Origin of the sequence: Microvirga sp., from assembly GCF_014699075.1 — a bacterium.
Taxonomy (GTDB): domain Bacteria; phylum Pseudomonadota; class Alphaproteobacteria; order Rhizobiales; family Beijerinckiaceae; genus Microvirga.
Genome location: NZ_JACXAB010000002.1, coordinates 226,203 through 249,877, shown reverse-complemented (window position 1 = coordinate 249,877; position 23,675 = coordinate 226,203). Strand labels below are relative to the sequence as shown.

Sequence of the window (23,675 nt, the reverse complement as noted above, 5' to 3'; positions counted from 1 at the left end):
CGCGTGAAACCCTGTGCCTGCTCGGAATGCAAGGCGGCTAAGAGGAAGGTAGTGTGCAGATGACGGATGATGCGTCGCCAGGAAGACACCGCACACCTGTGAAGACGTGGAAGCTGTATTCCGTCTCGGTTCCTGGCTTCGGGCGCGAGATCATTCACGCACTCTCAAAGCAGGACGCGTTGCGAGAGGCACGCAACTGCGAAGCCTTTGGTTCGATGACGCTGACACGTTTCCGGCAGATCGCCACCGCCTATATGCTCCGAGAGCCCCTCGAGGATGACGGCTACGATTATATCCGCCAGCAGTATGGGCTTGATGTTCGCGTCTCCCGGCGCTGCTGGATTCAGGACCAGAAAAGCTCAAGCTACGGCAAGTCTGGAACGATCCTGTATGCCGGCCGCTCCACAAGCCATGTGCGCGTGGCGCTCGACGGATCCGACACTCCACTGAACTTCCACCCGCTGGACGTGTCTCTGGTCCCGCCTGAATCACGATCGCAGGCAGCCTAAGCCGCCCCCATCATCCGCACAGATGCCAGCCCGCCCTCACCGGCGGGCTTTTCCGTTTGCGCTCCCCTCTCCTCCCGACCGATTGGATACGAACATGAGCGATGCCCAACCATATGCCGCCCAGGTGGGCGATGACCTCATTCGCCAAGCCGCGGCCCTGACTGACCTCAACGAAGCCTGTAAACTGCTGCAAGACGCAGTTGGCATCACTGACGGCGGCATCGCGGGAATCCATTTCAGCGGCAAGTGCCCCAATCCCGATGATCCTGAGGCCGGCGATCTCCTCGATTGGGAGGATGCGTGGCCGATCATTTCTGCGGAGACTCGGGAAGCAGAACTCAGAAACTGGCTCACCTTGGAAGACGCCTTCCGGGATCAAACGGGAGGGAGTGATCCAGCGCTCACGATCGAAGGCAGGATCACCTATCTGGCCGCTGCCAACGATCTGAGAGTTGGTGACGTTCTCACAAATTCCGACGTCCTGGAGAATTTCCCTACCTACTACATCGAAGAAGGAGCCAGGTTCGTGGTCGTTCGCAATGAGCTGAACACCAACAACCCCATCCTCGACATTCGGTTGGTGCCGATGGATGCAGCGCTCATGAACGAGAGCAACCTGCGGGAGTGGGGCAACTGCGTTCAGTTCTATGGTCCGCAGCATGAAGGCTATGAGAACGATCCTGGGGTTGATCCCGGCGACCGGGAAGCCCCCGGGAATATCTGGGCTAAAGCCACCCTCGCCATCCGCAAGGATAATGACCTTCTGACGCCGGATCATAGGGTTGCCGCGGTCTATACGTTCCTACTGGCTGAGGGCATCGGCCCTCACATGGCCGAGGTGGTCCGCCGAAATGCGTCCCAGACTAGCGAGAACGTCTGTCACAGTCATGACTTCTGCGATGCGAACATGGTCATGGCAGACGCCATGGAGCATGTTCTCGGCCGCCCGGTCTGGATGCCCTCGGACTGGGAGGAAGGCCGCTGCTCTGAGGCCGACCATGAGGCGGATATCGCCCTCTGGAATCGTGCCTGGGATCTCGCCAAGAGAGAATACTTCCTCGCCTTTCAGGCCCCTGATGATGCTGAAGACGAGGCAGAGGTGCACTATGAGGCTCTCTACTCCCATCGGGGCGACTACTGGTACGTCGACCGCCGGGGCTCTGAAGGCGGCGAAACAGTTGCCGGAGCCAATGGCGAGCTCAGGTTGACGGAAGAGGAAGCCCGGCAGATTGCCAGCCGGCTCAACCAGGGCGATCCGCTGACCCTTGCCCTTGCCTCACGGCGCCGGTCCGAAAACCCACTCGCCGGTCCCCTTCTGGAGTTGCTGCAATACGTCGGCGGCTGGGATCAAACTAATCCCGAACACCCGATCGTCAAAGCACGCCTTGCCTATGAAGGTGTGACCGGGACGGTCCTGAATGGCCAGGGGACAGACGTCGAGTTCAGGCCTCTAACCGACACGACGGTTTGGCGGCATTGTCGCCAGCTCGGGGTCAATGCCGACTACTGCATCCTCTATCAGCGGGCCGAGGGCCACGACGGGTGGAGCCCCTTTGCGACCTGTGCGCCTGAAACCGTCGAACTGATCAAGAAAGACGGAGTTCGAGCACATGCCGCACTCCTGAAGCTGTTCAAGCAATAAACCGGACAGGCCCTCGACAAACCCCAGGAGACGAGGACGATGGGAGATCAGAAGGTGCGTCAGCCCGGACCGGCCGACAAGATCAACAGCCTCCAGATCCGAACACCTTTCAATCCCGGTAATGCTCCAATCGTGGATTGCAACGGCAGGCCGTTCACGCCCGGATGTCGGGTGAGGTTCGTTTTGCCGTCGCACTACATCAACACGTTCTCGGACACGGGAACCCTGATATCCAACTTCGACCCCTTCGGAGGCGTGACCATCCGAGCAGACAATGAGCACAACTATCATGACAGGACGGGCAACATCGCCGGCCGCCGTCATGAAGTTTACGCAACCAGCCGGTACCATTCCGATGGGGCCTTTGCAGGCCATCGGGTGACCCTTGCCGGACTAGGCGATCCGTACGAGCATGGGGTCCAGCGAATCTATGTCGAAATCACCGACGATTGATTGCCGGCCAAAGGAACGCTCACGGTAAATTCGAAATCCCCAGGAGGAATAGACATGAACCAGAATGGCCATTCGACCATCCAAGTCCTTGCCAGTTCCCTCAACCCGCAGACGTTCCTGCCGGCTCAGCGCCGGGGTGATCTGATCCATCTGGCCCAGTCCTTTCCGGCTAACGCCGTCCGCCACGCAATTCGGGCGACGGCAGCCGCCGTGCGCGGACGTCATACGGACGAGGACTTCATCGATCCCAATGTCTTTGTCCCGAATGAGCGCCAGATCGAACTCATGGCTATGGCGCAACAGGACAGCGCTAGTGCCGTCGACCAGGCGATTTGCGAAACCGCCGCCTTCCATCTGCTGAAAACGCGCACCGCCCACTAAGCGGACCCAAGGGGGTCTCTCACGGCCTCCTTTTTCTATGCGGGCACAAACAAACCCTTCGATTTCGATCGAGGCGAGATTGCGATCCAATGGTTTGAGAAATCCCCGAAAAGGAAGATGAAGATGGCATACTCCTACGCGCTCAACGTCATTCGCCAGCGCAACGCCAACGGCCGCACGGCTTTTGCCGGAGTCAGCCGGTCTTTCGCAGTCACCCGCGGCACTGCCACGGAAATCCTATCAAGTCTGGGCCTCGGCGATGATCTCGACTTCATCAACAGCGATGAGGACGTCTGCTCCGTCCAGGTCAACGCGCAGAAGATCCTGGAGGCGAAGATCGATCCGAAGCACCAGATCGTCAACGGCCAGGAACTCGGATTCGGCAACATCAACCTCCAGAGCGAGCTTGAAGGACTGCTTGAGGTCCAGAAGGACCTCCGCGCCAGCTCGCGCGCCACTGTCTTCCTGGAACTGAATTAAGCCGGCCCCGGACGGCACCACGAGGCTCCCTTCGGGGAGCCTTTTTCTTTGGGCCGACGTCCAAACCCCTCTTCCTGAATCGGGGTCATGCTCACGAACAGATGAAGGTCTAAATCCCCGAAAGGATTGTTCGATGAGAGTTGTCCGTTTCAATTCGCTGCAGGACGCAGCCAAAGGATCGCAAGCGGATCTTGTTGCTGAATATCGCAACGTGCGTATCGCCGAGGATCATGAATTCCCGTCCAATCTGGACCGAGATCGCTATGCACGGGCGATCTACACCATGGGGTCCTTCCTCTACGGGCACATCTTCATCGCCCAGGTCGGCCCGGAGCCTGAGTCCCCTGACGTGATGATCATGGAGGGACGCTACCCCCATCGTGCCCGCTACTGAGGCTCCGTTACGGGAGGAGGAGCCGCTCGATGAGCGGCTGCTCAGGTTCCGCCCTGTTGGGACGAACCCGCTGTTGAAGAAATCTCCGAAAAGGATGGCAAAGATGTCCGTGATCGTCTCCGCTCTTCTCCCGAACGTTTTCGCCATCGAGGGCGCTCCGCAGCGGGAGCTCGAACTCACCCGCGAGGAGGCCATCCAGATCGTCACGGGCATCAAGACCGTCGGCACGGCCGATCCCGACTTCATCGGGCTCAATGACTGCCAGTTCGGCTATTACGCCATCCGCTCCAACCCTAAGGGCGTTGCCGAAGCAGTTCAGACGCTAGACCCGGAGCTTCGGAGCAAGGTCGCCGATCACCTGACCTTTGCGCTGAAACACAGCCTCGCGGTCACGGTCGAGAGCCGGGACGACATGGCCTATAACGGCGCAAAGCCGATCCTTCGGGTGGAAGGCGAGCGCACGGACGATCCGCAGGTCCAGTGGACGGGCAGCCACGCCGTCGAGGCCCTCCGGAATGTCGGGATCAAGTACAACACCGACAGCCCCCATCCTCTGCAAGCCTCTGACCTGGTGGCCGCTTGCGAGAAGCGCCTCGACAAGGTGTCCGATATGGACACCGCCCGCCTCCTCGAGATCGCCGAGTACGCAATCCGCCAGGCTGGCCCCGACGCCGAAGTCCTGGCCGCCTGACGGGACGCCCTTCCCTCGCCATTCCCGCTTACCCGCCCATCCAAGGATCGGACAAACGATGCTGCGCGCCGAGAACGACAACCTGCCCTACGATCAATTCAAGGCCGGCGTTCAGCCTGGACCGAGCATCGCTCCTGTTCGTCAGGATGCCACGGTTATCTTCCAGGGCCGCATCCCTGGTGGATTCATCACCCTTCAGAAGAGAGTGCGGCTCGGACCTGATGGGGTTCCGATACTCACGGCGGCTCCCATGGCAATGATGCCCCACCCGGAGTGCCCTCCAAACCGTCTCGTTGCCCCGCAAATGATGCCTGCCGATAGAGGCCTGCGCCAGGAGCGTCCGGCCTACATCCGTGGCGTGGTTGTTAACCAAGAGCAGCGAGCAGTGGAAATTTGCTGAAACGCGAATTATAATTCGTCTCATTCTTGATCTACTTCGTTGCTGCCTGGATGTGAGCAACAGATGGGGAAATCCCCAAAAAGGATGGTCGAAATGGCAAGTCTCTCCGCCCGGATGTCAGAGATCACTCAGGCTGCCGGCCTCTTCGGGTTCAACCTCCAAATGCTTCCGAACGACGGCTCTGAGACCGTTGTGGCGGAGATCGAAGTTGGTCCGTTCTACACCAGCGAGCATGAAGCCCGGAACAAGGCTCAGTCTGCCCTTATGCAGTATGAGCTCACGGGCAAGTTCCCAAACTTTTCCGCGGACGCTCCCCAGCAGGAGTCGCAGATTTCCAAGGTGCGGGAGTTTCGGAAGCGGACGGGCTGCACACTCAAAGAAGCCTTCGATGCGGTCGTAGGCTCCGGGGAGTCACGCCTCTAAGAGTATCCTCCGTTGACAGGGAGCCGAAGCGAGGTTCCGATCCTGAAGGATCGGAGCCTTTTTCTATGCCCATTCGGCTAAACCTCTGGACCGCCCCCACCGGGCTTGAACGTATTTACATCAGCGGGCTCAACACCACCGAGAAGGTCTGGCTCCAGAAGGGCGTCGGGCAGCGGATCAATATTACATCAGGGGCCCTTGGGTCAGCAGCCGTAGAGCGAGCCCTGCTCGACGCCTACGGGCTGGAACGCCTCGATTGGGACCAACTCGTCGAGATCGCCAAGACCCCTGTCCCCCGGGGTAAACCCCCGGCTGACGCACCTATCGTGGCAACGGTGCCATTCGGGGCCAATGCCGGACATTGGACAGCCGCCGATGCCGAGGCGCTCGATGCCGATACCATGGCTCATCCGATCCCGGAGCCGACGACCCTCCTGGTTGATCATCGAGAACCCGCAGAACTGAAGGAGCGCCTGCGTCAGATCCATAACCTCATCGTGCAGGAAGAGCAGCTTGAGGTCGGCGATTACGTCCTACCGGGGATCCTGACGATCGAGCGCAAGACGATCAGCGATCTGGTGGTCTCAATCACAGAAGATTCCCGTCGGCTCTTCCACCAGACCGACGCCATGACCATGGTCCCAGGATCGTCCGTCCTGCTCCTGGAAGGTGACGTCTACGGACAGCAGCGGCTGACCCTGCCCAACATCGCCGGGACGCTCTCGTATCTGGCGGTCATCCAGGGGGTCTCGGTTCTCCCCACGCTTTCGCTGCCCCACTCTGTCTACATGATCGCCAAACTGGTTCGGCATCGGGTCTATGGGCTCGGCTACGACATCCCCCTTCGGGGCACGGCGCCTAAACACGCCTCCAAAGCCGCCGCCTTCCTCCTGGAAGGTCTGCCCGGCGTTTCGGCCAACCTCGCCCGACGGCTGCTCCGACACTTCGGATCGGCCCAGGCCGTAGCCAATGCCACGGAAGCAGAGCTTCGTGCCGTAGAAGGCATCGGGCCGAGCAAGGCCAAAGCCATCGTTGAGGTATTCGCCGCTTCTTCTGACCCGTGAGAGTCGGGCCTGAATGCACAGAAGCCATCCCGCCGACCGCGTCGCTCCAAATGAATTCAAGCTGAGGGCTTGAGATCAGGGATCCAAAATTCCCCAAAAGGAGCTTCGACCATGCTGACGGTGAAATTCGCTTCGAGCCTCTCCGCCACCCTCTATCCGAGCCTCCTGACAACTGCCCTCCCGCTGCTCGGCAACATGCGGGGCGCGGTGATCCAGAAGGATGGGGAAGACTTCGCGGTTGTTCAGATGGGCGCAGAAGCCATCACCTTCCGGGGCATCCCGGCCCACCTGTTTGTGACCGAGGACACCTTCGCCTTCGATCCTATGGTCTTTGAGGCCTTCGCTCTGGAAGTCAGCGGTCCGGGCGAAACCCTCTTCCAGACGATCGGGCGCTGCGTCTCCGGCTTCTGGGACGCCAGGCAACTCCATATCGGTGATCATGGGATCGCAATCTTCCATGAGAATGACCGGCCGGAGCACCACGGCCCCGAGTTCTCCATGACGTTCTTCTCCTACGACCAACTCCGGAAGGTCGCCACCCAGGGGTACGGCTACAGCGACGGCGGGATAGTTCTCCGGACCGAGTTCAAGGACTTCGGCACGGCGCCGACGGAGCCCACCAAATTCAAGGACGCCCCGAAGGATCCTGAAGCCGACCTGATGCGGGAGTTCTACGTGCGTGTCCGCCGGCTCATGTGGGAAGAGACCCTGATGCAGATTCAGCCGGATCTGAAGGCGTTCCGATCCCAGCCCCGGCTGGACCTTGCTGCCTGACGGGCGGCTACGACTTCAAACGCGGCGCAAACTTCGCGCCAGCTTGGGCCACTAGAAGGAGCGCCTTCTCAAGCTAGGAACGCAAGCATGCGTCTAGACCAGCCCGAGCGTCGGGCCAGCATCCGCTTTCCAACCCACCTCGAAGGCTGGATCGTCGGAAAGCCCCCGCACCAGCCGGTCCAGTGCACCGTCTTGGACCTTTCCGATGGAGGCGCTCGCCTTACGGTTCCGGCTCCCGCTGACATCCCGGTGGAATTCGAGCTCAAGATCCCAGACCACGGCGCCCTAGCGTCGGCGAAATTGATATGGGCCTCCGGAGACAATTACGGAGTCGCCTTCACAGACTGAATGTTCTGGCGGAACTACCCGCCTAACAGGGCCGGCCCATTCGGGGTCGGCTTTTTGCTTGGGTGCATTCTTTACGGAGAAAACCCATGCAGGAACTCTATTTGTTACATGGCCGAACCCGCCTCGAGGAAGACATGGAGGATTGGGGTTTCAACGGCCCGCGCCTTCAGGGCGTCGACGGCATCCACGTCACCTACGGCAATATCAACGTTCACTTCGCTGGTGACGCCTATCTGCTCGCGGCCCAGCAACTCACGGGCTGGGATCGTTTCGGCGACACGGCCCTCACCGTACGCATGGCAGAGGACTGCGTCGAGGTCCGTGGCTTCAACGGGCACGATAACGACAACACTCCTCTGACCGACGCTACGGTCTATTTCGGGGACTGGGGTCTGATGAAGCAGGAGTCCGATCAGGCCAGTCTGATCAAAGCCGCCCAGCCGGCCCCGCGGCCGACGCCGCAGGCCTCCGGCGACATCGACTACGTCAAAACTGCCCAGTCCTATGGGCTCGTCATCGTCCCGTGGGCTGAGTTCCTGGCTAAGACTGATCTCCCTGACGGTCTGATGGCCCGGGCCCTGGAAGTCCAGAAGACGGTGAACGGCAGCCAGGTTCTTTATGACCCTGATGACGACGCCGAAGGCTTCAAGCTGATCGGCGACGATCCCGTTGCCCTTGCCAAGGGATGGGAGGAGCACTCGCTCATCGAGAACATCGTCTATACGTACCGGACCTAAGGCAGGACTAAGAGAGCGCGGGGTCGGGTACCCTCCCCGCGTTCCCTGCAGAGGGACTGCTTCTCTCTCGCTTCCATCGGGCGAAGATCCTCCGAGATCAAATCCCCAAGAATGATAGACGGCAGAGAGGCCCGATGTCCCGCAATCCGTTCGAAGACCTATGCCACTCCATCGACCCGAACGGGACCGTTCACACAGTTCCCGCCCGCACCTACCGGGAAATCGGATCGATGGAAGCCTTCAAGAAGCATTGGCCGGCGACAGGCTTCTCAACCAAGTTTCAGGGGGACCTCGAGGAGTTTACCCGCGTCAGCCCTGATCTCCCGCCGGATGAACAGCAGCGCCGGAAACTGGTTGAGGTTTTCCCTCGCTTCTCCGGCAAGCTCGTCGAGCATGCCTCCCCCAAAGCCTTCTTCGAAGCCATCGGCTACGTAGGGGAGGCAAAGCGGAAATGCCGCAACGGCTATCGCCGATGGAAGCGGGCTGCGCTCTTCGAAAACGGCGTCCGGCTGATCTCGACCGCCCCATTCCGCGTCACTCTCAATTTCTGACAGGAGCCTCCCAATGGCATGCCTCTACTGCGGCAGCGACACTGAGCGCTGCGTCTCGTCCGATGAAGCGGCTCATTGCGATCAGCCGCCGTCTGGATTCATCGTCCATCGGAACGCCGGCCACCCATGGGATCAACGGTCAGGCTGGGACCTGATAGAGGTCAAAGCCGCGACTGAAGCCGCGCTCGCGCGCTTCATCGCCCGGGCGACTGATAAGTTCTGGAGTGTCTGGATCCAGGACAACACGGGGACGGCGTCAGCTGTCCTCTACAAGCCTTCCAACGCCACCGGCGCCTGGTCAGACATCCCTCACGCAGCCTGATCGATAAGGATCGTCGATGACAGACAAACTTACGTTCCTGAAATCCCTTCACGCCGACCTCAAGGCAAGCCGTGAGCCGGATCGCGCACTGGATGCCCGGATCTTCCAGGCCTTCGATCCCGAGGCACGGGTCCTGCCCTGGCCGAAATGGATTGAGCAGCAGATCTCCGGCCGAGACGACTTCAAGGGCATCAAACCTTTCACCAGTTCGGTCGATGCCGCGCTCACCACGTTCGTGGATCCAGATGCAGCTATGATCCTTCGGGAAGTTGCCCGCGATCTTGATAAGCCGGAGGAGCATGACAGGGCTGGGGTACTGCCTCACATCGCCCGCGCCATCGTGCTCAAGAACATCGAACACACAATCATGCAGATGACGCTGACCGGCGATATCTTCTCGCACGGGTTTCGCCCTAGCGAACAGGTCACACTCACCAGGGCGATCAGTGCGGAAGGCGAGACCTTTCAGTCCGGCACCCAGATGGAGATTGAGCAGGTTTATGAGGACAGCATCGATCTCATCCACCATGACACCCGCGTGCTGATGTGGGTGCGTCCGGATGAAATCGCGAAGATCGAAACGCCGCACCGTCAGGTATGACGGCGCACATCCCGCTTATTCCCTCGCCCGTACAGTCCGTCTGAAAAGAGCGCACATGACCGACAAAAACATTGTGATAGATGCCGCCAAACGGCTCGACCCCGTGGCTTGGACTGCCGAGACCCTTTCGCTCACCGACTCCAAGCTGGCTCGGGAATTTGCAGTGCGACGGGCACACACCCTCCAGATCGTCAAATCGGTCATTCAGACCTTCAAGGAGCCGTCTGAGAAGATGCTGGAAGCCGGCTTCTTGGCTCTCCCGAAGCCGCGTCCCTACGACACTCGGCCGGTAAGGGCCTGCTTTGTCGCCTGCATGGATCAGGCACTGGGCGCCGCCGAAGTCCTCACTGCGTCCATGCCGGCAGAGGGCCCTGAACCCCGCCCACAAGCTACTGAGGTCTAAGCATGCGCCTTCCCCGGAACGCTCACGATCCGATCCCCTGCGGCTTTTCCAGAGATCGGATCTTCAGCGAGGCGGCCACGTTTGCGTCCGGGATCGGCTTTGCCGTCGGCACCCCGGCAGTGAGCCTCCTTGCAAAGATGGGTGGCAAGACGTCCATCATGAATGGTCTGGCCGATGTAGTCATCGGAAGCATGCCCAGCGAAGACAGCGACTGTCTGGTTGTCTATGGCGAACGGGATTTCCTGGTTCTGCTCAAGCCGTCGGATAACCCGGACCTCGCTCGGGCCAACCTCGAGGTCGCCAAGGCCATCGGCCACTACGTGCTTCACAGCCCCAAAGTCCGGGAGAAGCACGGCGCCGACGCTGGATTGATCGTACGGCACTATCCGAAGACCTCACAGGAGGAGCTCTGCCAGCGCGAGGCGGTTCAATTCGCCTTTGGGCTGCTGGCTCCCCTCGACCGCCTGAAGGCGGAATGGGAGCACACCGGCGGCGACCTCAAGAAGCTGCGGGAGATGTTCCGTATGCCTTTGGAATTGCTAGAGGCCCTGTACCAAGAGTGTGCGGTACCAACCGCCTAACACCTTTGCTCCGGGGAGAAGGACAACCCTCTCCCCTTAAGCCCTGCTCTCGTGACGGTTCTGTCGTCTTGCCTCAATCCGGACAAGTGATCATCGGATTGCTGAAATCCCCTGAAAAGGAATTCGGCCCATGACAGATCACACGAACCCACCGCTTCGGAATGATGAGGGCCATCCCATGGAAACGCTTTCCCGCGCTCAAATTGAGTCCATCGCCCGCTGGATCGGCGCAGTCACCTCCCACCCGGACGCGACGGCTGAGCAGCTCGAAGCCGTGTACCAGTACGTGAGCACCGCTCGGCTCTCAGATATTGCCGAGACCGCTAAGTCGCTCGGCTACTGAGAAAGGCCCAACGGTAACCTCTTTCGAGGGCCGTTCGCGAAGGAAGATGATTTTAAATCCCCGGAAGGAAGAAGATCATGGACGCAGTTGGCATCATCTACACCCTGGTGAACACGCAGCGCCTGGCGCTCATCGCCACGGAGGGTTTGAAGAGCGACCTGTTCCGCATGGATAATGAGGAGCTGATCGATGGCTTCCTGTTCGGCCGTGACCTCAACGCGATCCGCGTGTCCGACCTGGTCAACGCCGAGGACGCCCCCTTCACCATCATCGGCTTCAATGCCGACTCCATCTCCGAGATCGTCGACATCATGCCGCTGACTGGCGGCGTCGAGCACCCCGGCCTTCGGGAGATGGCCTTCTCGACCGAGCCCTTCACCATCCCGGCCTCCGAGCTCGAGTATCTTGATGTTGCGGGCGACTGCTGGATGCAGGTCGAGGGCTACAGGGCACCTGCCGCGCATTTCGAGATGCTGAATGTCTCGGCGAACGACAACGGCGTGGAAGAGGAACTCGCCAAGGACGCGGAGATCATCGGTTCGGACCTTCCGGCTGCGGCCGAGACGCCGGCGGCCCCAGCCGTTGCCGAGGGCGCGCCCGAGAAGAAGTACGACCGCCCGTATCTGCCGCCGAAGGAGTATTTCAAGATGCTCCGCGAGACCGGCCAGTACGTTCCGCGGAAGAAGGCGAACGACGCGGCTCCGGCAAAGCGGGTTCGCTCCGACGCCGAGCGCCGCGCGATCGGCGGGTTCTACGCCCGCCGGCGCCAGCAGGCGGCCTAAAGCACCGCCATGGACGATCATAAGCAAGGAGCCGACGGCGGCATCGCCGTCGGTAAGCGCGCCCGTTACATCGGTCATCCCGAGATGACCACCTGGAACAAGCCCTGCATCGGGGTCACGGGCCGGATCACCCGGAAGCACGTGTTCCAGTCCAAATACTCTGAAACTGAGCAGACCCTCTGGGTGTTTGAACCAGAACAGCCCGGCAAATGCCTGCCACCCTGGATGTATGTCCGCGCCCGTGACATCCGGCCCATTGCAGAGGATGTTCCCCCAGAGGGAGAAGCCTCGTTGTCTGGCGACTGCTCCTATGCGGCGATGCTAGCCAAGGCTGGCATCGATCTGAGCCTTCTGACCGAACATCAGGATCGCGCCGCAGCCTGATGCAGCAATGGCTGTGTCCTCTTTCCTCAAGGATGGATCGAACTCGGTTTGATCGAAATCCCCGAAAAAGAGGATTGAGCGATGGCAAAGGCAGCTCCACACGAATGCACCCGCTGCGGCGGCACCGGTATGACCACCCACATCCGGGCTCATTACGGCGTTCCCGGGCTCTGCTTCCACTGCAATGGAGATGGCAAGCGCGAGACCCAGGTGAGGACGTTCCGGGCAGCGAAGCGTCAAAAGCAGATCCAGGAACTTGCCGCCAAGGCGGACGCCGAAATCCGAGAACTGGCGGAGCGTCACGGTGGTCAGCATCTCCACCTCCCGCGGGAAAAGCGCCGTGCCTTTGCGGCCTTCGAGGTCTTCTCGACCCAAGCTTACGCGGAGAAGTTCGGCATGAAGCCGAAGGAAGCGTTCATCGAACTCGCCAGGGCTTGGCCACACTACAGGGTCCATACCGACGAACAGGGCCAGCCCAAGGGTTGGTGGAGCGCCTAGTCAACAAGAAGCCGCCCCATCGGGCGGCTTCTTTTATGCTCGGGTTGCAAAACCCCTTCGCGGTCAGAACTCGCCTCTAGAAAATCCAGAAGTCCTTCACGCTCACAGCAGCCTTATTGGCGAGCGTGGCAAAGTGGACAGATGCGCCTCCGCCAGTACCGTCGGCATCATAAAACAGCTTGCCGGTGTCCTTCTCATAGATGATCCGGTCGGAGCGATCCTGTGCTTTGCCGGTCAAATTGGATCGGAATGCTGCTGCCTTCAGCGCACCATCCGGACCAGCCTTCGTGAAGACGTCACTGTCAAACCAGATGGTGTCATCAACCGAACGGAAATCGATGATCTTGTCGTTGTTGGTTGACCGATTTGGCCTCACGTCGAAGACGAAGTGATCCTTACCGGAACCTCCGGACAGAACGTCATTCCCAGCACCGCCGTACAGGTAGTCGGCTCCACCACCACCTTTGATGGTGTCATTCCCACCAAAACCATAAAGCCTGTTATCCGCCCAATCGCCTACAAGGGTATTACCGCGGCTCGTTCCGACGATTGGAAGAAGACTACTGACGCTGAATATCCCATCCTCAAAGGCGGCATATTCCACGTCATAGAGATAGTTGACGTTGAAGCGCTCGACCGTGTCCTTTGCTTTAAAGGAGGCGCTAAAATCATCCCACGAGAATACATATTCAGTGCTCGAACCCTCGAACACAACCGTATCTACACCGGATCCGCCGTAGATGGCATCGAGGCCGTGCCCGGATATGATCGTGTCATTGCCGGCGTCTCCGTACAGATAATCGTACCCGTCGCCACCCTCCAGGACGTCATCACCCCAGCCGCCCCTGATGATGTTGCCTAGATCGTTCCCGATGAAATGGTCGTTGCCCTGATTGAAACGCACGTACCATGCTGGCGCATTCAGATGGGCAATCGTGGTCTGAATGTTCACATCAGCCAGTGTCTGAACCAGGGTGGTTCCTTCATAGTAGTAAACATCCTCTACAACGACGTAGTCATAGCCGTCGTAGTAGTAGTTGACCGTGACATTGTCGTATTCGGCAAATCCGTAGGCATTGAACGTGATGGTATTGTAGCCTGAATACAGCGTCCCGCCGGGATCAACGGACTCGATGTAACCCCATCCGTCTTCGTTGAAATCCGACATATTGATGCCGGAGCCCCAGAAATTCGAGAGTTCGATGTATGCCATGATAGCTCCAAGGAGAACGGTCGTTGGGGCACCATAAAGAGGCATGTGTTTCCGCTTGGTAACCGATCCTGCCCAAGTCGCCTTCAGGTGCCCACGGGGAATGGATCGAGATCAAAATCCCCGGAGAAAGACAATGGCAGCAGCGGCACCGGCCATCGAGATGGGCATCTTCCGGCAATTCGCGTTCGCTACCTTCCTGACTTCACTCGACGCTTACATGGCCGTGGTCACGAGCGACCCTGAAGGCAAGATTGCCATCAGCCATGATGTGCTTGGAAACCGTATCCAGGTAGCCGATGAGGATGGAGACCTCGTCCAGACCCTGATGCGCGACGCCGGCTTTGCCATTCAGGGCGAAACGGTCGCCCTCCCCGTTCAAGAGGTCTGGGTTGTCGATCCGAACATGCTGAAGGGCCTCGATTTCGAGGACTACGTCGATGAGGAGCACGGCCTCTTCCGCTCCATCGTCTGAGATCCGGATCAGCGGACAATTCGAGATGAAATCCCCGGAAAAGGAAAAGCCGATGCCCACGATCCGTTATGACATCGTTCCGCAGGGCCTGATGATGTCGGTCGACGGCGCACCGACCTACTGGTTCGACCGCAAGGCCTCCTTCGGCATCCTCTGGGAGCAAATTGCCGACGACCATTTCGAGATCGTCCGTCACGGCCGGGTCGAGATGGTGGTCGAGCGGGAGGCGTCCATGCGGGCGTTCTACGCTGAGATCGGATCCGTCGCCCCCAAAACGGGCAAAGCCTTCGCTACGGTCGAGCAGATCGACTCCGCCACGGTCGAAATCCTCAACCGTGTTCTGGCCGGCGAAGAGAAGCCCCTTGCCGCCGTCACGGCGATGCAGGCTCTGTCACGGGCTGCCCTGCTGCGGGCCATGCCAGCGCACAAGCGCTACCTGGTCGAAGCGGCTTAAAGGGGAGCCAGCATGCATCCTCGCCTACACCGCCCCAGGCAAGCCCTCGTCATCCGGCTCCAGAGAGCCACCATCGCTGAGAGGATCGCTGCGGTGTTCCTCCGGAAACAGCACGACCCCTCCGGCCCCCGCGAGACATTCCTGCGCCTCCGAGCGGAAGAAGCCCGTCGGGCGCTCCGACACCCGGGTCGGAAGCACCGCTGATCCCGTTGGATTTTCTGTCCAATTGAGATGGGCAGACACTCTGAGATGAAAATCCCCGAAAGGAACGGCCATGGCGTTCGACTTCTCGAAGATCAAGGTTCTCACCCCAGAGGAGCGGAAAGCCCGTGAGGAGGCCGAGCTCCAGGCTCAGATCGCTGAAGACGCCAAGAAGCGCGAGGAACTCTCCAAGCACACGATCACCGTGTCCCTTAGCGAGTACCCGATGCACCGGTTCACGGGAGCGGGAGACAAGATCGTCAGCTTCCACGGCACCGATGAGCGCGGCCGCCGCTTCTCTGGGACCTATTTCGTTCCCCATTTCCGGGAGCGCTCCGAGATCGACGCGATGCTTGCCCCTATGGATCAGGGCACGACCGTCGTGGTCCGCGGCTACTGGAAGAAGCGCACCTGGCGCAACCAGCAGAACCAGGAGGTCGAGTCCTGGGAATTCCAGATCCAGTACGTCGAGCCCAAGCAGGGCTAAAGCAACCGATCCATTGCCTCCCGAACAGCAGGAGACGCCGCTATGTCCGACCAGAAGATCGTGTCCGCCCGCATCACCCCGATTTCCCGCTCGCCGTTCGGCCCTCTCCCGGAGGTCCACGCGACCTTCGAGGACGGCCGTGAAGTTATGCTGTTCGACTACTACCCGGACGAGATCAGCTTTTCCTCATCCGAGTTCGTCGGCCTCACCGAGGCGGAGGGCCGAAACCTGAAGTTCCAGAAGGACGTCGCTTACCTGCGCTCCTAAGCCGCCACCCTCCCCAGACATCAAGAGAAGGATAGCGCCGATGACGGCTGCCACCGACCTGATTGCCACTCACCGCTGCTTCGTGTTCCCGGACGCCGAGACCGCCGGGATGGTCTACACCGAACTCATGCTCCGCAGTGAGACCGACTACATGGGGCTCTATATCGACCCGCCGACCAGGACCATTCTGGTCAGCGAGCCCTTCGGCGATGCCTTCGTGTCGCTCCTGGATGACACCGGCAACCTCGGGCCCGAGATTGTGGTCAAGCAGAAGATCGGCAACGAGCTCTATGATCTCGGCACCGCTGTCGAGGTCCTGCAGCAGGTCTGGCATAGCCTCCAATACGGGATGGGAGCCGACGGCAACCTCTACCTCATGAGAGGGCCGGATACGGTGCTGACGATCCCGGCCGACGGCACGCTCGGTCTGTTCTTTGAAACCGATACCCTCATCGGCGGCACCCTGCACAAGCACGGCCCTTCCGATCTGGTCCAGGAACATTTCGAGCGTCACCGGCAGGCGTTCCGCCATGCCGGCCTGTACGACAAGGCCAATGCGCTGAAGTTCGTCGAAATTCCGGTCGCTTCCCTCACGCCGCCGGTGATCGCCGAATTGAATGCCTGTCTGTCCATCTCAGGCCGGATCGGACGCATCACCGAACGTCTGAACACACTCCACTGACCGGAGGTCCTCATGGACGACTGCCCTCATTGCGACGGGACAGGCGAGCGAGACTGGCTCAGTGGAGCCCGCTGTTATGAATGCAAAGGCACGGGCATCGCCAAGGACGATGACCCGTGCACTGATTGTCGGGGAGACGGGGCCTGCTCAGGCCAATGCCTGGAGGACCCATCCGGTCACTAAGAATTGAGCGGCCGGCTGATGCGGAAATCCTCGAAAAGGTCGCTCACGAAATGGTGTGAAGCACTTTCCAGCGCCCGGATTTTCTCCTCCACCAAGTCGGCCAAGATGCTGCCCGGATGACAGGCCCGGACCTCTCTGACCGCGTCCCTGACCTGACTGAGGTCTAAGGGAGAAACCATCGTCCTCTGACAATCTCTGGGCCCCTGTTCCAGTGTCATGCGTGATCTCCACGTATGCCGACAATGCGGCGGAATAGCCCCAGCCCAACAGCCACACCAAGATGGGCATGGCCGCGTTTCGTTTCTATGACCCGGGGATTACAAGTTTGTTATGAAGCCGGCTCATCGCTGTTGCATATCTGCACGCAACGGCTCCCAAATTGAAATGTCGCGCTCTTCCCTCAGAAGTTCCGGGAGCGCCTGATGGTAAGCCTCACGGTACGGCCGGTTCAACTGGACGGACAGAACGTCCTCATGGCTCTCCCAGGTCTCGTAGAGCATGAAGCGGTTCTTGGACTCCGGATCCTGGTGCAGAACCGCCTGATGGAACATCGGCTCGCTTCGCATCGCGTCGAGCACTCCGTTCAGGAGCGAGAGAAACCGATCGCGCTGCTCGGGCACAACATCGAACTTGATCAGGTAGGTGATTGCCATCGTTTGGTCCTCAATCTGGGAGGTCACTTGCGCTCAAGAGTTCAAGCGAACTCGCTTAGGTAGCGGGACCATGCCGGACGCGCTGCCTCGGGTCGATTACGCCAGAGGTAATGGGATCGGTCCCCGGTCGGCCGAAGGCTGGGGAAACTTGACCAGTTCGATCGAAGAATTTCAGATTTGGTCTACAACAGGGGAAAGGGGAGGATAACGCTCCCCGAAATCATTGGGAGAAAACGATGTTCTCGTTCCTATCACAATTCTTCCTGGGAGAGCCGCCACAGCCACGGGACTTCGACATCGGGGCGGTCTACCACTCTCCGAACCTCCATGCCTTCTTCATGTTCGGTCTTATTCTGCTCTGCATGTGCCTGGCTCCGGCAGTGCTGACCCTCTGGAAATCCCACAGGCAGGGCTGGGCCACTGGGCTGGGCCTCGTGGTTGTTGTCGGGGTGGCCTTCGCGACAGGCGGCGTCTACGCCAGCGGATACTCAGAGGCGAAGTACCCCAACCTTTCAGGAGCGCCGGCTAAGAAGACAGCCGCCGCTGCCATCACAACCTCTCGCACCTTTGACTAACCCAAAACGGGCGCTGCCTGGGTAAAGTCCCCGAGGAGACACTTGCCCGGTGAAGGAAGAGGGAGGACAGGCTGTGTCCGAATTCATCATTGAAACGACGATCACAGGGCCGCAGGCGACCCTAGGCGAATTCAGATCCCACTTTTTGAATTCCTTTCCTGTCGTCAGGAAAGACACTTCGGAAGAGATCATCGTCAGCTTATCGGGCGGTGACCTGGACCCGCGTCCTACTCTGCTGAACCTGTCCGGCGAATTTCCTGCCCTGACATTCGCAGTCGTGGAATACCCGGCTCATCCTGGAAAAGATCAGGCATCTCATCGTTGGACCGCCCGGGACGGAGAAATGACATTCGGGCGATAGCGGTAGCGACGACGCCTCTCTGGGGAATGAACTCGTCCAATCCACGGCTCTTGCAGCGTTCGGAAGCTTATTTCGGATCATGAGCGTGAAGATGAATTCGGAAAAATCCCCAGAAAGGATCAGGACAATGGCTCGCTTCAATCCGGTTCAGGCAGCTCTCGCCAACGCACGCAGCCAGGGTCGCAGCACCCACAAGGTCGTCGACACCCGCAAGAAGGGTAAGGGCGTCGCCTATAACCGCGCAGCCGCCAAGCGCCGCGACGACTACTGAGCCAGGCGCAACCTTCGCCCTCCATCCTCAAAATAGAAAGCAGCCTCGATGCGCAAGATCCCAACCCTGTTCCTTGCCCTCTTCACCTTTGGCGCTTCCCTGGCGGAAGCCGCCGCCCAGTCCCGCTATCCGGGGAGCTACCGAGATAGCGGTTATGAGCGTGACCGGTATTCGGGCTACGATCGCGAGTATCGGCGCTCCCGCTATGATGAGCCTCGGGACTATGGCCGTCGACACTATCGCCGAGGGGACAGCGGCGATGCCCTCGTCGCAGGCATCCTGGGATTGGCCATCGGCGCGGCCGTTCTCGGGTCACTCGCCAACCAAGCGCAGGCCCAAGTGGCTCCGGCTCCTCCGGCTACGCAAGATCCGCAGCTTGCCGCCTACTGCGCTCGCCGCTTCCGGTCTTATGATCCGATGACCGGCACGTACCTGACTAGCGCCGGCGAACGGTTCGTCTGCACCTACTGACCTCCCAGCCGCAGCTCGGCGACAAAAAGGCTCCTAAAGGGGCCTTTTTTGATGAGCGCGTTCTCAAACCTTTTCGAAGATCCTCGCATTAACGCAACCCGATCATTTCAGCTCCACATTCTACTTCGGATTATGGACGCCAACTCGGAATTCGAATAATGCCAATTAGGGAATGTTTCTCTCGTTTGACGAAGCTCGGTTGAGGGACGGGCTTTGCCTAAACCCATAGGCCTCTGTGCCACTCCCTCCAAACGATGGCCCCAAACAGGCCACAAGGAAAGACGATGCGTAAGTTCGCTTCTCTGCTGATTGCCGCCTCCATGCTGGCGGCTCCGATGTCCCAGGCTGTGGCGGCTCCCCGCAACCACACCCCGGAGATCACCAAGGAATACCCAGGTGAGGGTTACACCCAGTACCGCCGCTATTATGGCGGCCCACGCTACTACCATGGTCCCCGTTACTACCGCCGCGGCGGCAACGGCGGTGCGGTCGCAGCAGGTGTCCTCGGTCTGGCCGCTGGCGCTATCATCGCCGGCGCAATTGCCAGCCAGGCACAGGCCGCTCCTCCCCCTCCCGGCACAGTCGATCCGCGCTTGGCAGCCTACTGCGCCCGCAAGTACCGGTCTTATGACCCGAACACGGGAACGTTCCGCGCCAGCAACGGCATGCGCTACGTCTGCACCTACTAATCGGCCAGGTACAGGCATGACGCAAAGAGGCTCCCGGAGGAGCCTCTTTTTTTACGAAAGCTGCTATTCTTCGATCGATTTCGTCACCGGATTACCAGTTATGATCCCGAAACTTCATAAGCTTATGCTCATGAGTTCTCTGCTCGGAGCCACTATCAGCGCAGTTGCGATCAGGCCGGCTGCCGCCGGCGAGCTCTATATCTATGAGCACAACCTCTCGGTGATCGACTGGTTCGTCGTCGGCGACAAAATCAAAGCAACCTACTCCAAACCAAAGGCCAGCCTTGCGGCGGCAGGGGTTAAGGAAGGAGCAGTTCTTTTCGAAGGTGACTATGAAGGAAACCGGATTATCGGCACCGCATACGCCTTCAAATCCGGCTGTGCCCCTGCCCCGTATCAGGTGATCGGTATGGAGCAGGGAAGCCAGATCGTCCTTCGCGGACCCGGCCCCGTCAGGTCCAAGACTGGGTGCGACGTCGTCGGCTATTCCGCAAAGAGCCCTCATGCCGAACTGAAGTTTAACTATTCGGCCACTCACCACTGACCGTCAGGGACATGCCAGCCTGCGGATCCGGCTCGGTCAGCTTGTGTTATGATCCGCAGTGATTCAAACGGACAATTGCGGTGAAGGAGGCGTCAGTCCTTAACAGCTTTGCCTGGCACGATGGCCAAGACAGCCTCATCCTAGGCCAGAGGCCGGACGGCTCAATCGCTCACATCTCTGAGGTGTCGAGAGGGGCGGCCTGTGGCTGCGTATGCCCCGGCTGCGGGGCACCACTTGTCGCTCGGAAGGGCGAGGTCCAACACCACCATTTTGGCCACCAAGGAACGGAGGACGGGCGGCCCTGCAAAACAGGACCGGAAACCGCCCTCCACAAGTTCGCCAAGGAGGTTCTGGAGCGAAACCTTCATCTCTTCCTACCGACCCTCGACCTGAGTGACGGCCAGGAGCGATGGGTCGGCTTCGAGGGAAAATCCTACCAGTTCGACTCAGCCGTCCTCGAGAACCGTCTGGAAGGGATTGTTCCCGACGTAATCGTACGAAAGGGAAGCAGGGATCTCATCGTCGAGTTCGCCGTCACGCACGAATGCGGCCCTGCCAAAATCGCCCAAATTGCCGAGATGGACATCAGCGCCATTGAGGTCGATTTATCTAAGCTGCCCCGCGACATCTCGCGGAAGGATCTCGAAGATGCCATCCTCGACGCGGCTCCGCGCAAATGGCTCCACAATCCGAAGCTTCGCGATGGGCAGGCTGAGTTGGAGTTCAGACAGCGTCGTCGCCAGGAGGCTCGCTCCCAAAGAGCCCTCGCTCTTGCGAGTGCCTATCGCACGGCACTCAACAATATCCGATCGGCTCGCAACTCCTCCTTGGCCGTGGGACGGATCCATGCCGATGGGCTGGACCGGGCCATAGGCCACGAAGTTCCCGGATCAGGATGCTTTATGGCGCCGCCTGCCGATTGGCAGGCTGTCATCCTGGCAGATGTGATCGAGATCGTCCTTTCCGGACATCAATCGCCCATCACCGTGAAGGCAGCGCTATGGAAACTCCGGCAGCGACGCTGGATCAATCCTCGTTTCAGCCGCCTCTCAGAGGCAGACGCGCATGAAATCAAATCTGCAGTTAGTGAATTCGATCTTCCCGCTGGCGCAATCCTGACCTGGGCAGCGATACTATCTCGCCTCAGCATTCTCGTGCCCGTACTCGGCGATCGCTGGATTCTACATCCGATGATCATCAGCCAGGTCTATGCCACTCGCTCCGCCAACAAATTGAAGTAGACGCCCTTCGAACTTTCTCAGAGAACGGTCAACTCGCTTCATTCCAAATCATCACGGTGATCCAATGATTTGAGAATCCCCGAAAGGTTCGTCATGACCGACGTCGCCACTGCTGAAACGCCGAACCTCCCCGTCGATCCAATGACCGATGTCGGTCACCTCCTGATCCGGGCCTACAATGGCGACCAGTTCGACCCATTCTTCGTGAGTGGCCATCCCAGCCGCACGCTGGAACCCGACGTGATCATCCGGTCGTGCTTCTACTACTCGATCCTGATGACGCCGAAGATCACGATGATCTATGACAATTGCGGCCGCGGCGGCATGTGCGACATGACCCCCGACGAGATCTCCGTCATCTGGAAGACGCCCGCCCTGCTCGATCAGCTCGGCACCACCTTCGAGGCGCTCCAGGCCGGTACCGCCGTCATCACGGCGACCGAAGCGCCCAAGCCCGACATAGACCTTTGGGCCCGCCTCGCCGAAGCCGAAGGCAAGGTGCTCAAAGTCGCCTGACGCAACCCATCCGTCCCAGTCACCAGTCCGGAATAGAGGCGACCATGAAGATCGACGTCACGACCTATGAAGACAGGTTCGTTGCCACTCTCAACGGCAATCACCGCCATCTGGATATCGGCCAGACGCCGGTTGAGGCCATCGGTGCCCTGGTTCAGAGCAGAGCGACCGAAATGGGAATCCTAATAAAGCAGCCCGACGGCACATCCATCGGTTTGGAATCCCAGACGCCCTCCTATTCCGACCTGCTTGAGCAGAACCGCCGCATGGCCGAGGCCCTCCAGAACCTCGAAAAGGAGGTGCCCAACTGCATTTCTTATGCGGAGATGCACGGCCTGAAGCCGAACTTTGGCGGATCGTCCGTTCACATTATTCTCTGGAGATGCCAGGGCATCATCAACGACGGCCTCGGCAAACCGCCTCTCAAAGGCTGACGGGCCAGAAGGGTCCATCGGGTTTCGTTTCTCCGGTCATGTCCATGAAGAGATGTCGGACAAATCCCCGGAAAGGATCCTGTTATGGACGCGAGCCGCTACACCCTAAGGCTTCACAAGGACTTCCCGGGCAAGGGCTGGCTCCTGGAACTTCATATGAAGGATTCCGACGAGGACGACATCGCCTTCGTCGATACCTTCCGGGCGACTGCCTTTCGCTACCTTGGCGCCGCACCCCACGGTTTCACCCGTCATGACGACGGCAGGCGCTTCGTCGACACCTGTTGGTTCCTGCAGGGCGACAGCTCCGACTGGCTGATGTTTGAGTTCTGGACCAGCGACCAGACCGCAATCCTCGATGGCGTGATCCGCGTCATTGATGCAATGAACATGCAGGGGATCCCGGTCGTTTTACAGTGAGAGGGCATCCCATGGCCGATCACTTCATCTCGATCTACTACGTGCTCGATCCCAAAGGGACCGTGCACCGGATCAGGACCGAAACCATCGGGGACCTCCGGGCCCTCGATAGCTTCCGCCGCCAGTGCCTGATCCATGGCTATACTGCCAAGGAGCAGGAACAGGTTGAGGCCGAGATCCACGCCAAGATTTATGAGCAGATCTTTGGCGGCGACGTGATCAAGCACGAGATCCAGCACGCCTTCCTTGAGGCGAACGGGACGCTGGTCGATCACGACAGTCCGAAAGCGTTCTTTGAGGCCATCGGCTACAGCCGCACCTTGAGGGACCGCTGCAACAGGCAGCACAAGCGATATATGGAGGACGGGAAACTTCCGGGTGGCGGCTTCGTCTGCAATGACCCAGCCCCCTACCATGTCGATCTGCCGGGGTTCTCCGGTTAAAAGCAACGTCTCCTTTCGGGACATGTCCACGAACCAATGATCGGACAAAACCCCGAAAGGAAATCGCAAATGCGGATCAAGCGCTTCACTGCCTTCGAGAAGACCATCCGCAGCGATCGCGACACGCTGGTCAGCGAGTTCCTCGATGTCAGCACGGCCGCTGACCATGAGTTCAGTAACGAACTCGATCGCCAGCGCTACGCCCGCTACATCCACGCGGTCGGCTCCCTCCAGTACGGCGACAAGTTCCTCGCTGACCTGGAAGCGGTCTACGCCCGCGGGGTCGTTCCGCGTCCTGCCTTCCCGGTAGGCGAAGGCGCCTGACAAACCAACCCGC

Annotated in this window: 43 protein-coding genes; 39 read left to right on the top strand and 4 right to left on the bottom strand. The window is 59.7% G+C overall.

The window, feature by feature from the left end; genetic code table 11:
• Window positions 1-98 precede the first annotated feature (98 nt).
• The 22 genes from IC232_RS04300 to IC232_RS04195 all read left to right on the top strand — a co-directional run bounded on the left by IC232_RS04300 (window position 99) and on the right by IC232_RS04195 (window position 12,761).
• Entirely contained in the window at window positions 99-509 is a 411-nt protein-coding gene (locus tag IC232_RS04300; protein ID WP_190843686.1) for a hypothetical protein, read from the top strand.
• A gap of 94 nt (window positions 510-603) precedes the next feature.
• Window positions 604-2,151: a hypothetical protein gene (locus tag IC232_RS04295; RefSeq protein ID WP_190843685.1), complete on the top strand. Its 1,548-nt coding sequence runs from the start codon at window positions 604-606 to the stop codon at window positions 2,149-2,151.
• Window positions 2,152-2,190: 39 nt separating this feature from the next.
• Window positions 2,191-2,604, top strand: coding sequence for a hypothetical protein (locus IC232_RS04290; protein ID WP_190843684.1), 414 nt, complete (start codon window positions 2,191-2,193; stop codon window positions 2,602-2,604).
• Between the two features lie 54 nt (window positions 2,605-2,658).
• Complete coding sequence (locus IC232_RS04285; protein WP_190843683.1) at window positions 2,659-2,985, top strand: hypothetical protein; 327 nt, start codon at window positions 2,659-2,661, stop codon at window positions 2,983-2,985.
• Window positions 2,986-3,108: 123 nt separating this feature from the next.
• Window positions 3,109-3,465 (top strand): hypothetical protein, encoded by a 357-nt coding sequence (locus IC232_RS04280; RefSeq protein ID WP_190843682.1) that lies wholly within the window; start codon window positions 3,109-3,111, stop codon window positions 3,463-3,465.
• Window positions 3,466-3,598: 133 nt separating this feature from the next.
• The gene (locus IC232_RS04275) at window positions 3,599-3,859 is read left to right on the top strand and encodes a hypothetical protein (protein ID WP_190843681.1); all 261 of its coding nucleotides are present in this window, start codon (window positions 3,599-3,601) and stop codon (window positions 3,857-3,859) included.
• Between the two features lie 103 nt (window positions 3,860-3,962).
• Window positions 3,963-4,550: a hypothetical protein gene (locus IC232_RS04270; RefSeq protein WP_190843680.1), complete on the top strand. Its 588-nt coding sequence runs from the start codon at window positions 3,963-3,965 to the stop codon at window positions 4,548-4,550.
• 58 nt (window positions 4,551-4,608) lie between these two features.
• On the top strand, window positions 4,609-4,950 hold the full coding sequence (locus tag IC232_RS04265; protein WP_190843679.1) for a hypothetical protein: 342 nt from the start codon (window positions 4,609-4,611) through the stop codon (window positions 4,948-4,950).
• A 93-nt stretch (window positions 4,951-5,043) separates the two neighbouring features.
• Entirely contained in the window at window positions 5,044-5,373 is a 330-nt protein-coding gene (locus IC232_RS04260; protein ID WP_190843678.1) for a hypothetical protein, read from the top strand.
• A 65-nt stretch (window positions 5,374-5,438) separates the two neighbouring features.
• A complete protein-coding gene (locus IC232_RS04255; RefSeq protein ID WP_190843677.1) occupies window positions 5,439-6,437 on the top strand; it encodes an ERCC4 domain-containing protein in 999 nt (332 codons plus the stop codon).
• A 111-nt stretch (window positions 6,438-6,548) separates the two neighbouring features.
• Window positions 6,549-7,211 (top strand): hypothetical protein, encoded by a 663-nt coding sequence (locus IC232_RS04250; RefSeq protein WP_190843676.1) that lies wholly within the window; start codon window positions 6,549-6,551, stop codon window positions 7,209-7,211.
• A gap of 87 nt (window positions 7,212-7,298) precedes the next feature.
• Entirely contained in the window at window positions 7,299-7,559 is a 261-nt protein-coding gene (locus tag IC232_RS04245; protein WP_190843675.1) for a PilZ domain-containing protein, read from the top strand.
• An 86-nt stretch (window positions 7,560-7,645) separates the two neighbouring features.
• Complete coding sequence (locus IC232_RS04240) at window positions 7,646-8,296, top strand: hypothetical protein (protein WP_190843674.1); 651 nt, start codon at window positions 7,646-7,648, stop codon at window positions 8,294-8,296.
• A 134-nt stretch (window positions 8,297-8,430) separates the two neighbouring features.
• Window positions 8,431-8,847, top strand: a complete 417-nt coding sequence (locus tag IC232_RS04235) for a hypothetical protein (RefSeq protein WP_190843673.1) — start codon at window positions 8,431-8,433, stop codon at window positions 8,845-8,847.
• A 13-nt stretch (window positions 8,848-8,860) separates the two neighbouring features.
• Window positions 8,861-9,169 (top strand): hypothetical protein, encoded by a 309-nt coding sequence (locus tag IC232_RS04230; RefSeq protein WP_190843672.1) that lies wholly within the window; start codon window positions 8,861-8,863, stop codon window positions 9,167-9,169.
• Between the two features lie 16 nt (window positions 9,170-9,185).
• Entirely contained in the window at window positions 9,186-9,770 is a 585-nt protein-coding gene (locus IC232_RS04225; RefSeq protein WP_190843671.1) for a hypothetical protein, read from the top strand.
• 55 nt (window positions 9,771-9,825) lie between these two features.
• Window positions 9,826-10,173: a hypothetical protein gene (locus IC232_RS04220; RefSeq protein ID WP_190843670.1), complete on the top strand. Its 348-nt coding sequence runs from the start codon at window positions 9,826-9,828 to the stop codon at window positions 10,171-10,173.
• 2 nt (window positions 10,174-10,175) lie between these two features.
• Complete coding sequence (locus IC232_RS04215) at window positions 10,176-10,754, top strand: ImmA/IrrE family metallo-endopeptidase (RefSeq protein WP_190843669.1); 579 nt, start codon at window positions 10,176-10,178, stop codon at window positions 10,752-10,754.
• A 130-nt stretch (window positions 10,755-10,884) separates the two neighbouring features.
• The gene (locus IC232_RS04210; RefSeq protein WP_190843668.1) at window positions 10,885-11,097 is read left to right on the top strand and encodes a hypothetical protein; all 213 of its coding nucleotides are present in this window, start codon (window positions 10,885-10,887) and stop codon (window positions 11,095-11,097) included.
• A gap of 77 nt (window positions 11,098-11,174) precedes the next feature.
• Window positions 11,175-11,879 (top strand): hypothetical protein, encoded by a 705-nt coding sequence (locus IC232_RS04205; protein ID WP_190843667.1) that lies wholly within the window; start codon window positions 11,175-11,177, stop codon window positions 11,877-11,879.
• Window positions 11,880-11,888: 9 nt separating this feature from the next.
• Entirely contained in the window at window positions 11,889-12,263 is a 375-nt protein-coding gene (locus IC232_RS04200; RefSeq protein ID WP_190843666.1) for a hypothetical protein, read from the top strand.
• 81 nt (window positions 12,264-12,344) lie between these two features.
• Window positions 12,345-12,761: a hypothetical protein gene (locus IC232_RS04195; protein WP_190843665.1), complete on the top strand. Its 417-nt coding sequence runs from the start codon at window positions 12,345-12,347 to the stop codon at window positions 12,759-12,761.
• 76 nt (window positions 12,762-12,837) lie between these two features.
• Here the strand turns inward: IC232_RS04195 and IC232_RS04190 are convergent, their stop codons facing one another.
• Window positions 12,838-13,974, bottom strand: coding sequence for a calcium-binding protein (locus IC232_RS04190; protein WP_190843664.1), 1,137 nt, complete (start codon window positions 13,972-13,974; stop codon window positions 12,838-12,840).
• Between the two features lie 133 nt (window positions 13,975-14,107).
• Here IC232_RS04190 and IC232_RS04185 point away from each other — a divergent pair, with 133 nt between their 5' ends.
• Both IC232_RS04185 and IC232_RS04180 read left to right on the top strand, forming a co-directional pair.
• Window positions 14,108-14,446 carry a hypothetical protein gene (locus tag IC232_RS04185; RefSeq protein ID WP_190843663.1) on the top strand — a complete coding sequence of 113 codons (339 nt, stop codon included), beginning with the start codon at window positions 14,108-14,110 and terminating at the stop codon, window positions 14,444-14,446.
• 52 nt (window positions 14,447-14,498) lie between these two features.
• Window positions 14,499-14,900, top strand: coding sequence for a hypothetical protein (locus tag IC232_RS04180; protein ID WP_190843662.1), 402 nt, complete (start codon window positions 14,499-14,501; stop codon window positions 14,898-14,900).
• A gap of 24 nt (window positions 14,901-14,924) precedes the next feature.
• On the opposite strand, the gene IC232_RS04175 is transcribed toward IC232_RS04180, so the two are convergent.
• Window positions 14,925-15,098 carry a hypothetical protein gene (locus IC232_RS04175; RefSeq protein ID WP_190843661.1) on the bottom strand — a complete coding sequence of 58 codons (174 nt, stop codon included), beginning with the start codon at window positions 15,096-15,098 and terminating at the stop codon, window positions 14,925-14,927.
• Between the two features lie 76 nt (window positions 15,099-15,174).
• Between IC232_RS04175 and IC232_RS04170 the strand changes: the two genes are divergently transcribed.
• Genes IC232_RS04170 through IC232_RS04160 form a run of 3 tightly spaced genes read left to right on the top strand, consistent with a single transcriptional unit; the run spans window position 15,175 to window position 16,537 of the window.
• Window positions 15,175-15,588: a hypothetical protein gene (locus IC232_RS04170; RefSeq protein WP_190843660.1), complete on the top strand. Its 414-nt coding sequence runs from the start codon at window positions 15,175-15,177 to the stop codon at window positions 15,586-15,588.
• A gap of 42 nt (window positions 15,589-15,630) precedes the next feature.
• Window positions 15,631-15,855, top strand: coding sequence for a hypothetical protein (locus IC232_RS04165; protein WP_190843659.1), 225 nt, complete (start codon window positions 15,631-15,633; stop codon window positions 15,853-15,855).
• Window positions 15,856-15,895: 40 nt separating this feature from the next.
• Entirely contained in the window at window positions 15,896-16,537 is a 642-nt protein-coding gene (locus IC232_RS04160) for a hypothetical protein (protein WP_190843658.1), read from the top strand.
• 179 nt (window positions 16,538-16,716) lie between these two features.
• Here IC232_RS04160 and IC232_RS04155 read toward each other — a convergent pair whose 3' ends face one another.
• Window positions 16,717-16,938 (bottom strand): hypothetical protein, encoded by a 222-nt coding sequence (locus tag IC232_RS04155; protein WP_190843657.1) that lies wholly within the window; start codon window positions 16,936-16,938, stop codon window positions 16,717-16,719.
• A 123-nt stretch (window positions 16,939-17,061) separates the two neighbouring features.
• Entirely contained in the window at window positions 17,062-17,373 is a 312-nt protein-coding gene (locus IC232_RS04150; RefSeq protein WP_190843656.1) for a putative quinol monooxygenase, read from the bottom strand.
• A gap of 236 nt (window positions 17,374-17,609) precedes the next feature.
• On the opposite strand from IC232_RS04150, the gene IC232_RS04145 reads away from it, so the two are divergent.
• The 12 genes from IC232_RS04145 (at window position 17,610) to IC232_RS04090 (ending at window position 23,662) form a co-directional block, all read left to right on the top strand.
• The gene (locus IC232_RS04145; protein ID WP_190843655.1) at window positions 17,610-17,948 is read left to right on the top strand and encodes a hypothetical protein; all 339 of its coding nucleotides are present in this window, start codon (window positions 17,610-17,612) and stop codon (window positions 17,946-17,948) included.
• Between the two features lie 73 nt (window positions 17,949-18,021).
• Window positions 18,022-18,309, top strand: a complete 288-nt coding sequence (locus IC232_RS04140; protein ID WP_190843654.1) for a hypothetical protein — start codon at window positions 18,022-18,024, stop codon at window positions 18,307-18,309.
• Window positions 18,310-18,436: 127 nt separating this feature from the next.
• Entirely contained in the window at window positions 18,437-18,580 is a 144-nt protein-coding gene (locus IC232_RS04135) for a hypothetical protein (protein ID WP_190843653.1), read from the top strand.
• 48 nt (window positions 18,581-18,628) lie between these two features.
• Entirely contained in the window at window positions 18,629-19,051 is a 423-nt protein-coding gene (locus IC232_RS04130) for a BA14K family protein (RefSeq protein ID WP_190843652.1), read from the top strand.
• 284 nt (window positions 19,052-19,335) lie between these two features.
• Window positions 19,336-19,740, top strand: a complete 405-nt coding sequence (locus IC232_RS04125; protein WP_246812030.1) for a BA14K family protein — start codon at window positions 19,336-19,338, stop codon at window positions 19,738-19,740.
• A 130-nt stretch (window positions 19,741-19,870) separates the two neighbouring features.
• A complete protein-coding gene (locus IC232_RS04120) occupies window positions 19,871-20,284 on the top strand; it encodes a hypothetical protein (protein WP_190843651.1) in 414 nt (137 codons plus the stop codon).
• A 578-nt stretch (window positions 20,285-20,862) separates the two neighbouring features.
• Window positions 20,863-21,525, top strand: coding sequence for a hypothetical protein (locus IC232_RS04115; protein ID WP_190843650.1), 663 nt, complete (start codon window positions 20,863-20,865; stop codon window positions 21,523-21,525).
• A gap of 93 nt (window positions 21,526-21,618) precedes the next feature.
• Entirely contained in the window at window positions 21,619-22,041 is a 423-nt protein-coding gene (locus IC232_RS04110) for a hypothetical protein (protein ID WP_190843649.1), read from the top strand.
• Window positions 22,042-22,085: 44 nt separating this feature from the next.
• Window positions 22,086-22,475 (top strand): hypothetical protein, encoded by a 390-nt coding sequence (locus tag IC232_RS04105; protein ID WP_190843648.1) that lies wholly within the window; start codon window positions 22,086-22,088, stop codon window positions 22,473-22,475.
• Window positions 22,476-22,559: 84 nt separating this feature from the next.
• Window positions 22,560-22,895 carry a hypothetical protein gene (locus IC232_RS04100; RefSeq protein ID WP_190843647.1) on the top strand — a complete coding sequence of 112 codons (336 nt, stop codon included), beginning with the start codon at window positions 22,560-22,562 and terminating at the stop codon, window positions 22,893-22,895.
• 11 nt (window positions 22,896-22,906) lie between these two features.
• Complete coding sequence (locus IC232_RS04095) at window positions 22,907-23,338, top strand: hypothetical protein (RefSeq protein WP_190843646.1); 432 nt, start codon at window positions 22,907-22,909, stop codon at window positions 23,336-23,338.
• A gap of 69 nt (window positions 23,339-23,407) precedes the next feature.
• Window positions 23,408-23,662 (top strand): hypothetical protein, encoded by a 255-nt coding sequence (locus IC232_RS04090; RefSeq protein ID WP_190843645.1) that lies wholly within the window; start codon window positions 23,408-23,410, stop codon window positions 23,660-23,662.
• The last annotated feature ends 13 nt before the right edge of the window (window positions 23,663-23,675 follow it).

What these genes read in the sequence shown, in the direction of transcription:
- IC232_RS04145 (WP_190843655.1), top strand. Translation starts at nt 17,610, where the DNA reads ATGTTCTCGTTCCTATCACAATTCTTCCTGGGAGAGCCGCCACAGCCA.
- IC232_RS04240 (WP_190843674.1), top strand. Translation starts at nt 7,646, where the DNA reads ATGCAGGAACTCTATTTGTTACATGGCCGAACCCGCCTCGAGGAAGAC.
- IC232_RS04280 (WP_190843682.1), top strand. Translation starts at nt 3,109, where the DNA reads ATGGCATACTCCTACGCGCTCAACGTCATTCGCCAGCGCAACGCCAAC.
- IC232_RS04275 (WP_190843681.1), top strand. Translation starts at nt 3,599, where the DNA reads ATGAGAGTTGTCCGTTTCAATTCGCTGCAGGACGCAGCCAAAGGATCG.
- IC232_RS04200 (WP_190843666.1), top strand. Translation starts at nt 11,889, where the DNA reads ATGGACGATCATAAGCAAGGAGCCGACGGCGGCATCGCCGTCGGTAAG.
- IC232_RS04250 (WP_190843676.1), top strand. Translation starts at nt 6,549, where the DNA reads ATGCTGACGGTGAAATTCGCTTCGAGCCTCTCCGCCACCCTCTATCCG.
- IC232_RS04130 (WP_190843652.1), top strand. Translation starts at nt 18,629, where the DNA reads ATGCGCAAGATCCCAACCCTGTTCCTTGCCCTCTTCACCTTTGGCGCT.
- IC232_RS04220 (WP_190843670.1), top strand. Translation starts at nt 9,826, where the DNA reads ATGACCGACAAAAACATTGTGATAGATGCCGCCAAACGGCTCGACCCC.
- IC232_RS04160 (WP_190843658.1), top strand. Translation starts at nt 15,896, where the DNA reads ATGACGGCTGCCACCGACCTGATTGCCACTCACCGCTGCTTCGTGTTC.
- IC232_RS04235 (WP_190843673.1), top strand. Translation starts at nt 8,431, where the DNA reads ATGTCCCGCAATCCGTTCGAAGACCTATGCCACTCCATCGACCCGAAC.
- IC232_RS04185 (WP_190843663.1), top strand. Translation starts at nt 14,108, where the DNA reads ATGGCAGCAGCGGCACCGGCCATCGAGATGGGCATCTTCCGGCAATTC.
- IC232_RS04245 (WP_190843675.1), top strand. Translation starts at nt 7,299, where the DNA reads ATGCGTCTAGACCAGCCCGAGCGTCGGGCCAGCATCCGCTTTCCAACC.
- IC232_RS04135 (WP_190843653.1), top strand. Translation starts at nt 18,437, where the DNA reads ATGGCTCGCTTCAATCCGGTTCAGGCAGCTCTCGCCAACGCACGCAGC.
- IC232_RS04190 (WP_190843664.1), bottom strand. Translation starts at nt 13,974, where the DNA reads ATGGCATACATCGAACTCTCGAATTTCTGGGGCTCCGGCATCAATATG.
- IC232_RS04115 (WP_190843650.1), top strand. Translation starts at nt 20,863, where the DNA reads ATGGACATCAGCGCCATTGAGGTCGATTTATCTAAGCTGCCCCGCGAC.
- IC232_RS04255 (WP_190843677.1), top strand. Translation starts at nt 5,439, where the DNA reads ATGCCCATTCGGCTAAACCTCTGGACCGCCCCCACCGGGCTTGAACGT.
- IC232_RS04090 (WP_190843645.1), top strand. Translation starts at nt 23,408, where the DNA reads ATGCGGATCAAGCGCTTCACTGCCTTCGAGAAGACCATCCGCAGCGAT.
- IC232_RS04295 (WP_190843685.1), top strand. Translation starts at nt 604, where the DNA reads ATGAGCGATGCCCAACCATATGCCGCCCAGGTGGGCGATGACCTCATT.
- IC232_RS04100 (WP_190843647.1), top strand. Translation starts at nt 22,560, where the DNA reads ATGGACGCGAGCCGCTACACCCTAAGGCTTCACAAGGACTTCCCGGGC.
- IC232_RS04260 (WP_190843678.1), top strand. Translation starts at nt 5,044, where the DNA reads ATGGCAAGTCTCTCCGCCCGGATGTCAGAGATCACTCAGGCTGCCGGC.
- IC232_RS04285 (WP_190843683.1), top strand. Translation starts at nt 2,659, where the DNA reads ATGAACCAGAATGGCCATTCGACCATCCAAGTCCTTGCCAGTTCCCTC.
- IC232_RS04125 (WP_246812030.1), top strand. Translation starts at nt 19,336, where the DNA reads ATGCGTAAGTTCGCTTCTCTGCTGATTGCCGCCTCCATGCTGGCGGCT.
- IC232_RS04195 (WP_190843665.1), top strand. Translation starts at nt 12,345, where the DNA reads ATGGCAAAGGCAGCTCCACACGAATGCACCCGCTGCGGCGGCACCGGT.
- IC232_RS04290 (WP_190843684.1), top strand. Translation starts at nt 2,191, where the DNA reads ATGGGAGATCAGAAGGTGCGTCAGCCCGGACCGGCCGACAAGATCAAC.
- IC232_RS04205 (WP_190843667.1), top strand. Translation starts at nt 11,175, where the DNA reads ATGGACGCAGTTGGCATCATCTACACCCTGGTGAACACGCAGCGCCTG.
- IC232_RS04150 (WP_190843656.1), bottom strand. Translation starts at nt 17,373, where the DNA reads ATGGCAATCACCTACCTGATCAAGTTCGATGTTGTGCCCGAGCAGCGC.
- IC232_RS04225 (WP_190843671.1), top strand. Translation starts at nt 9,186, where the DNA reads ATGACAGACAAACTTACGTTCCTGAAATCCCTTCACGCCGACCTCAAG.
- IC232_RS04230 (WP_190843672.1), top strand. Translation starts at nt 8,861, where the DNA reads ATGGCATGCCTCTACTGCGGCAGCGACACTGAGCGCTGCGTCTCGTCC.
- IC232_RS04180 (WP_190843662.1), top strand. Translation starts at nt 14,499, where the DNA reads ATGCCCACGATCCGTTATGACATCGTTCCGCAGGGCCTGATGATGTCG.
- IC232_RS04110 (WP_190843649.1), top strand. Translation starts at nt 21,619, where the DNA reads ATGACCGACGTCGCCACTGCTGAAACGCCGAACCTCCCCGTCGATCCA.
- IC232_RS04265 (WP_190843679.1), top strand. Translation starts at nt 4,609, where the DNA reads ATGCTGCGCGCCGAGAACGACAACCTGCCCTACGATCAATTCAAGGCC.
- IC232_RS04095 (WP_190843646.1), top strand. Translation starts at nt 22,907, where the DNA reads ATGGCCGATCACTTCATCTCGATCTACTACGTGCTCGATCCCAAAGGG.
- IC232_RS04105 (WP_190843648.1), top strand. Translation starts at nt 22,086, where the DNA reads ATGAAGATCGACGTCACGACCTATGAAGACAGGTTCGTTGCCACTCTC.
- IC232_RS04170 (WP_190843660.1), top strand. Translation starts at nt 15,175, where the DNA reads ATGGCGTTCGACTTCTCGAAGATCAAGGTTCTCACCCCAGAGGAGCGG.
- IC232_RS04165 (WP_190843659.1), top strand. Translation starts at nt 15,631, where the DNA reads ATGTCCGACCAGAAGATCGTGTCCGCCCGCATCACCCCGATTTCCCGC.
- IC232_RS04270 (WP_190843680.1), top strand. Translation starts at nt 3,963, where the DNA reads ATGTCCGTGATCGTCTCCGCTCTTCTCCCGAACGTTTTCGCCATCGAG.
- IC232_RS04210 (WP_190843668.1), top strand. Translation starts at nt 10,885, where the DNA reads ATGACAGATCACACGAACCCACCGCTTCGGAATGATGAGGGCCATCCC.
- IC232_RS04120 (WP_190843651.1), top strand. Translation starts at nt 19,871, where the DNA reads ATGAGTTCTCTGCTCGGAGCCACTATCAGCGCAGTTGCGATCAGGCCG.
- IC232_RS04155 (WP_190843657.1), bottom strand. Translation starts at nt 16,938, where the DNA reads ATGACACTGGAACAGGGGCCCAGAGATTGTCAGAGGACGATGGTTTCT.
- IC232_RS04215 (WP_190843669.1), top strand. Translation starts at nt 10,176, where the DNA reads ATGCGCCTTCCCCGGAACGCTCACGATCCGATCCCCTGCGGCTTTTCC.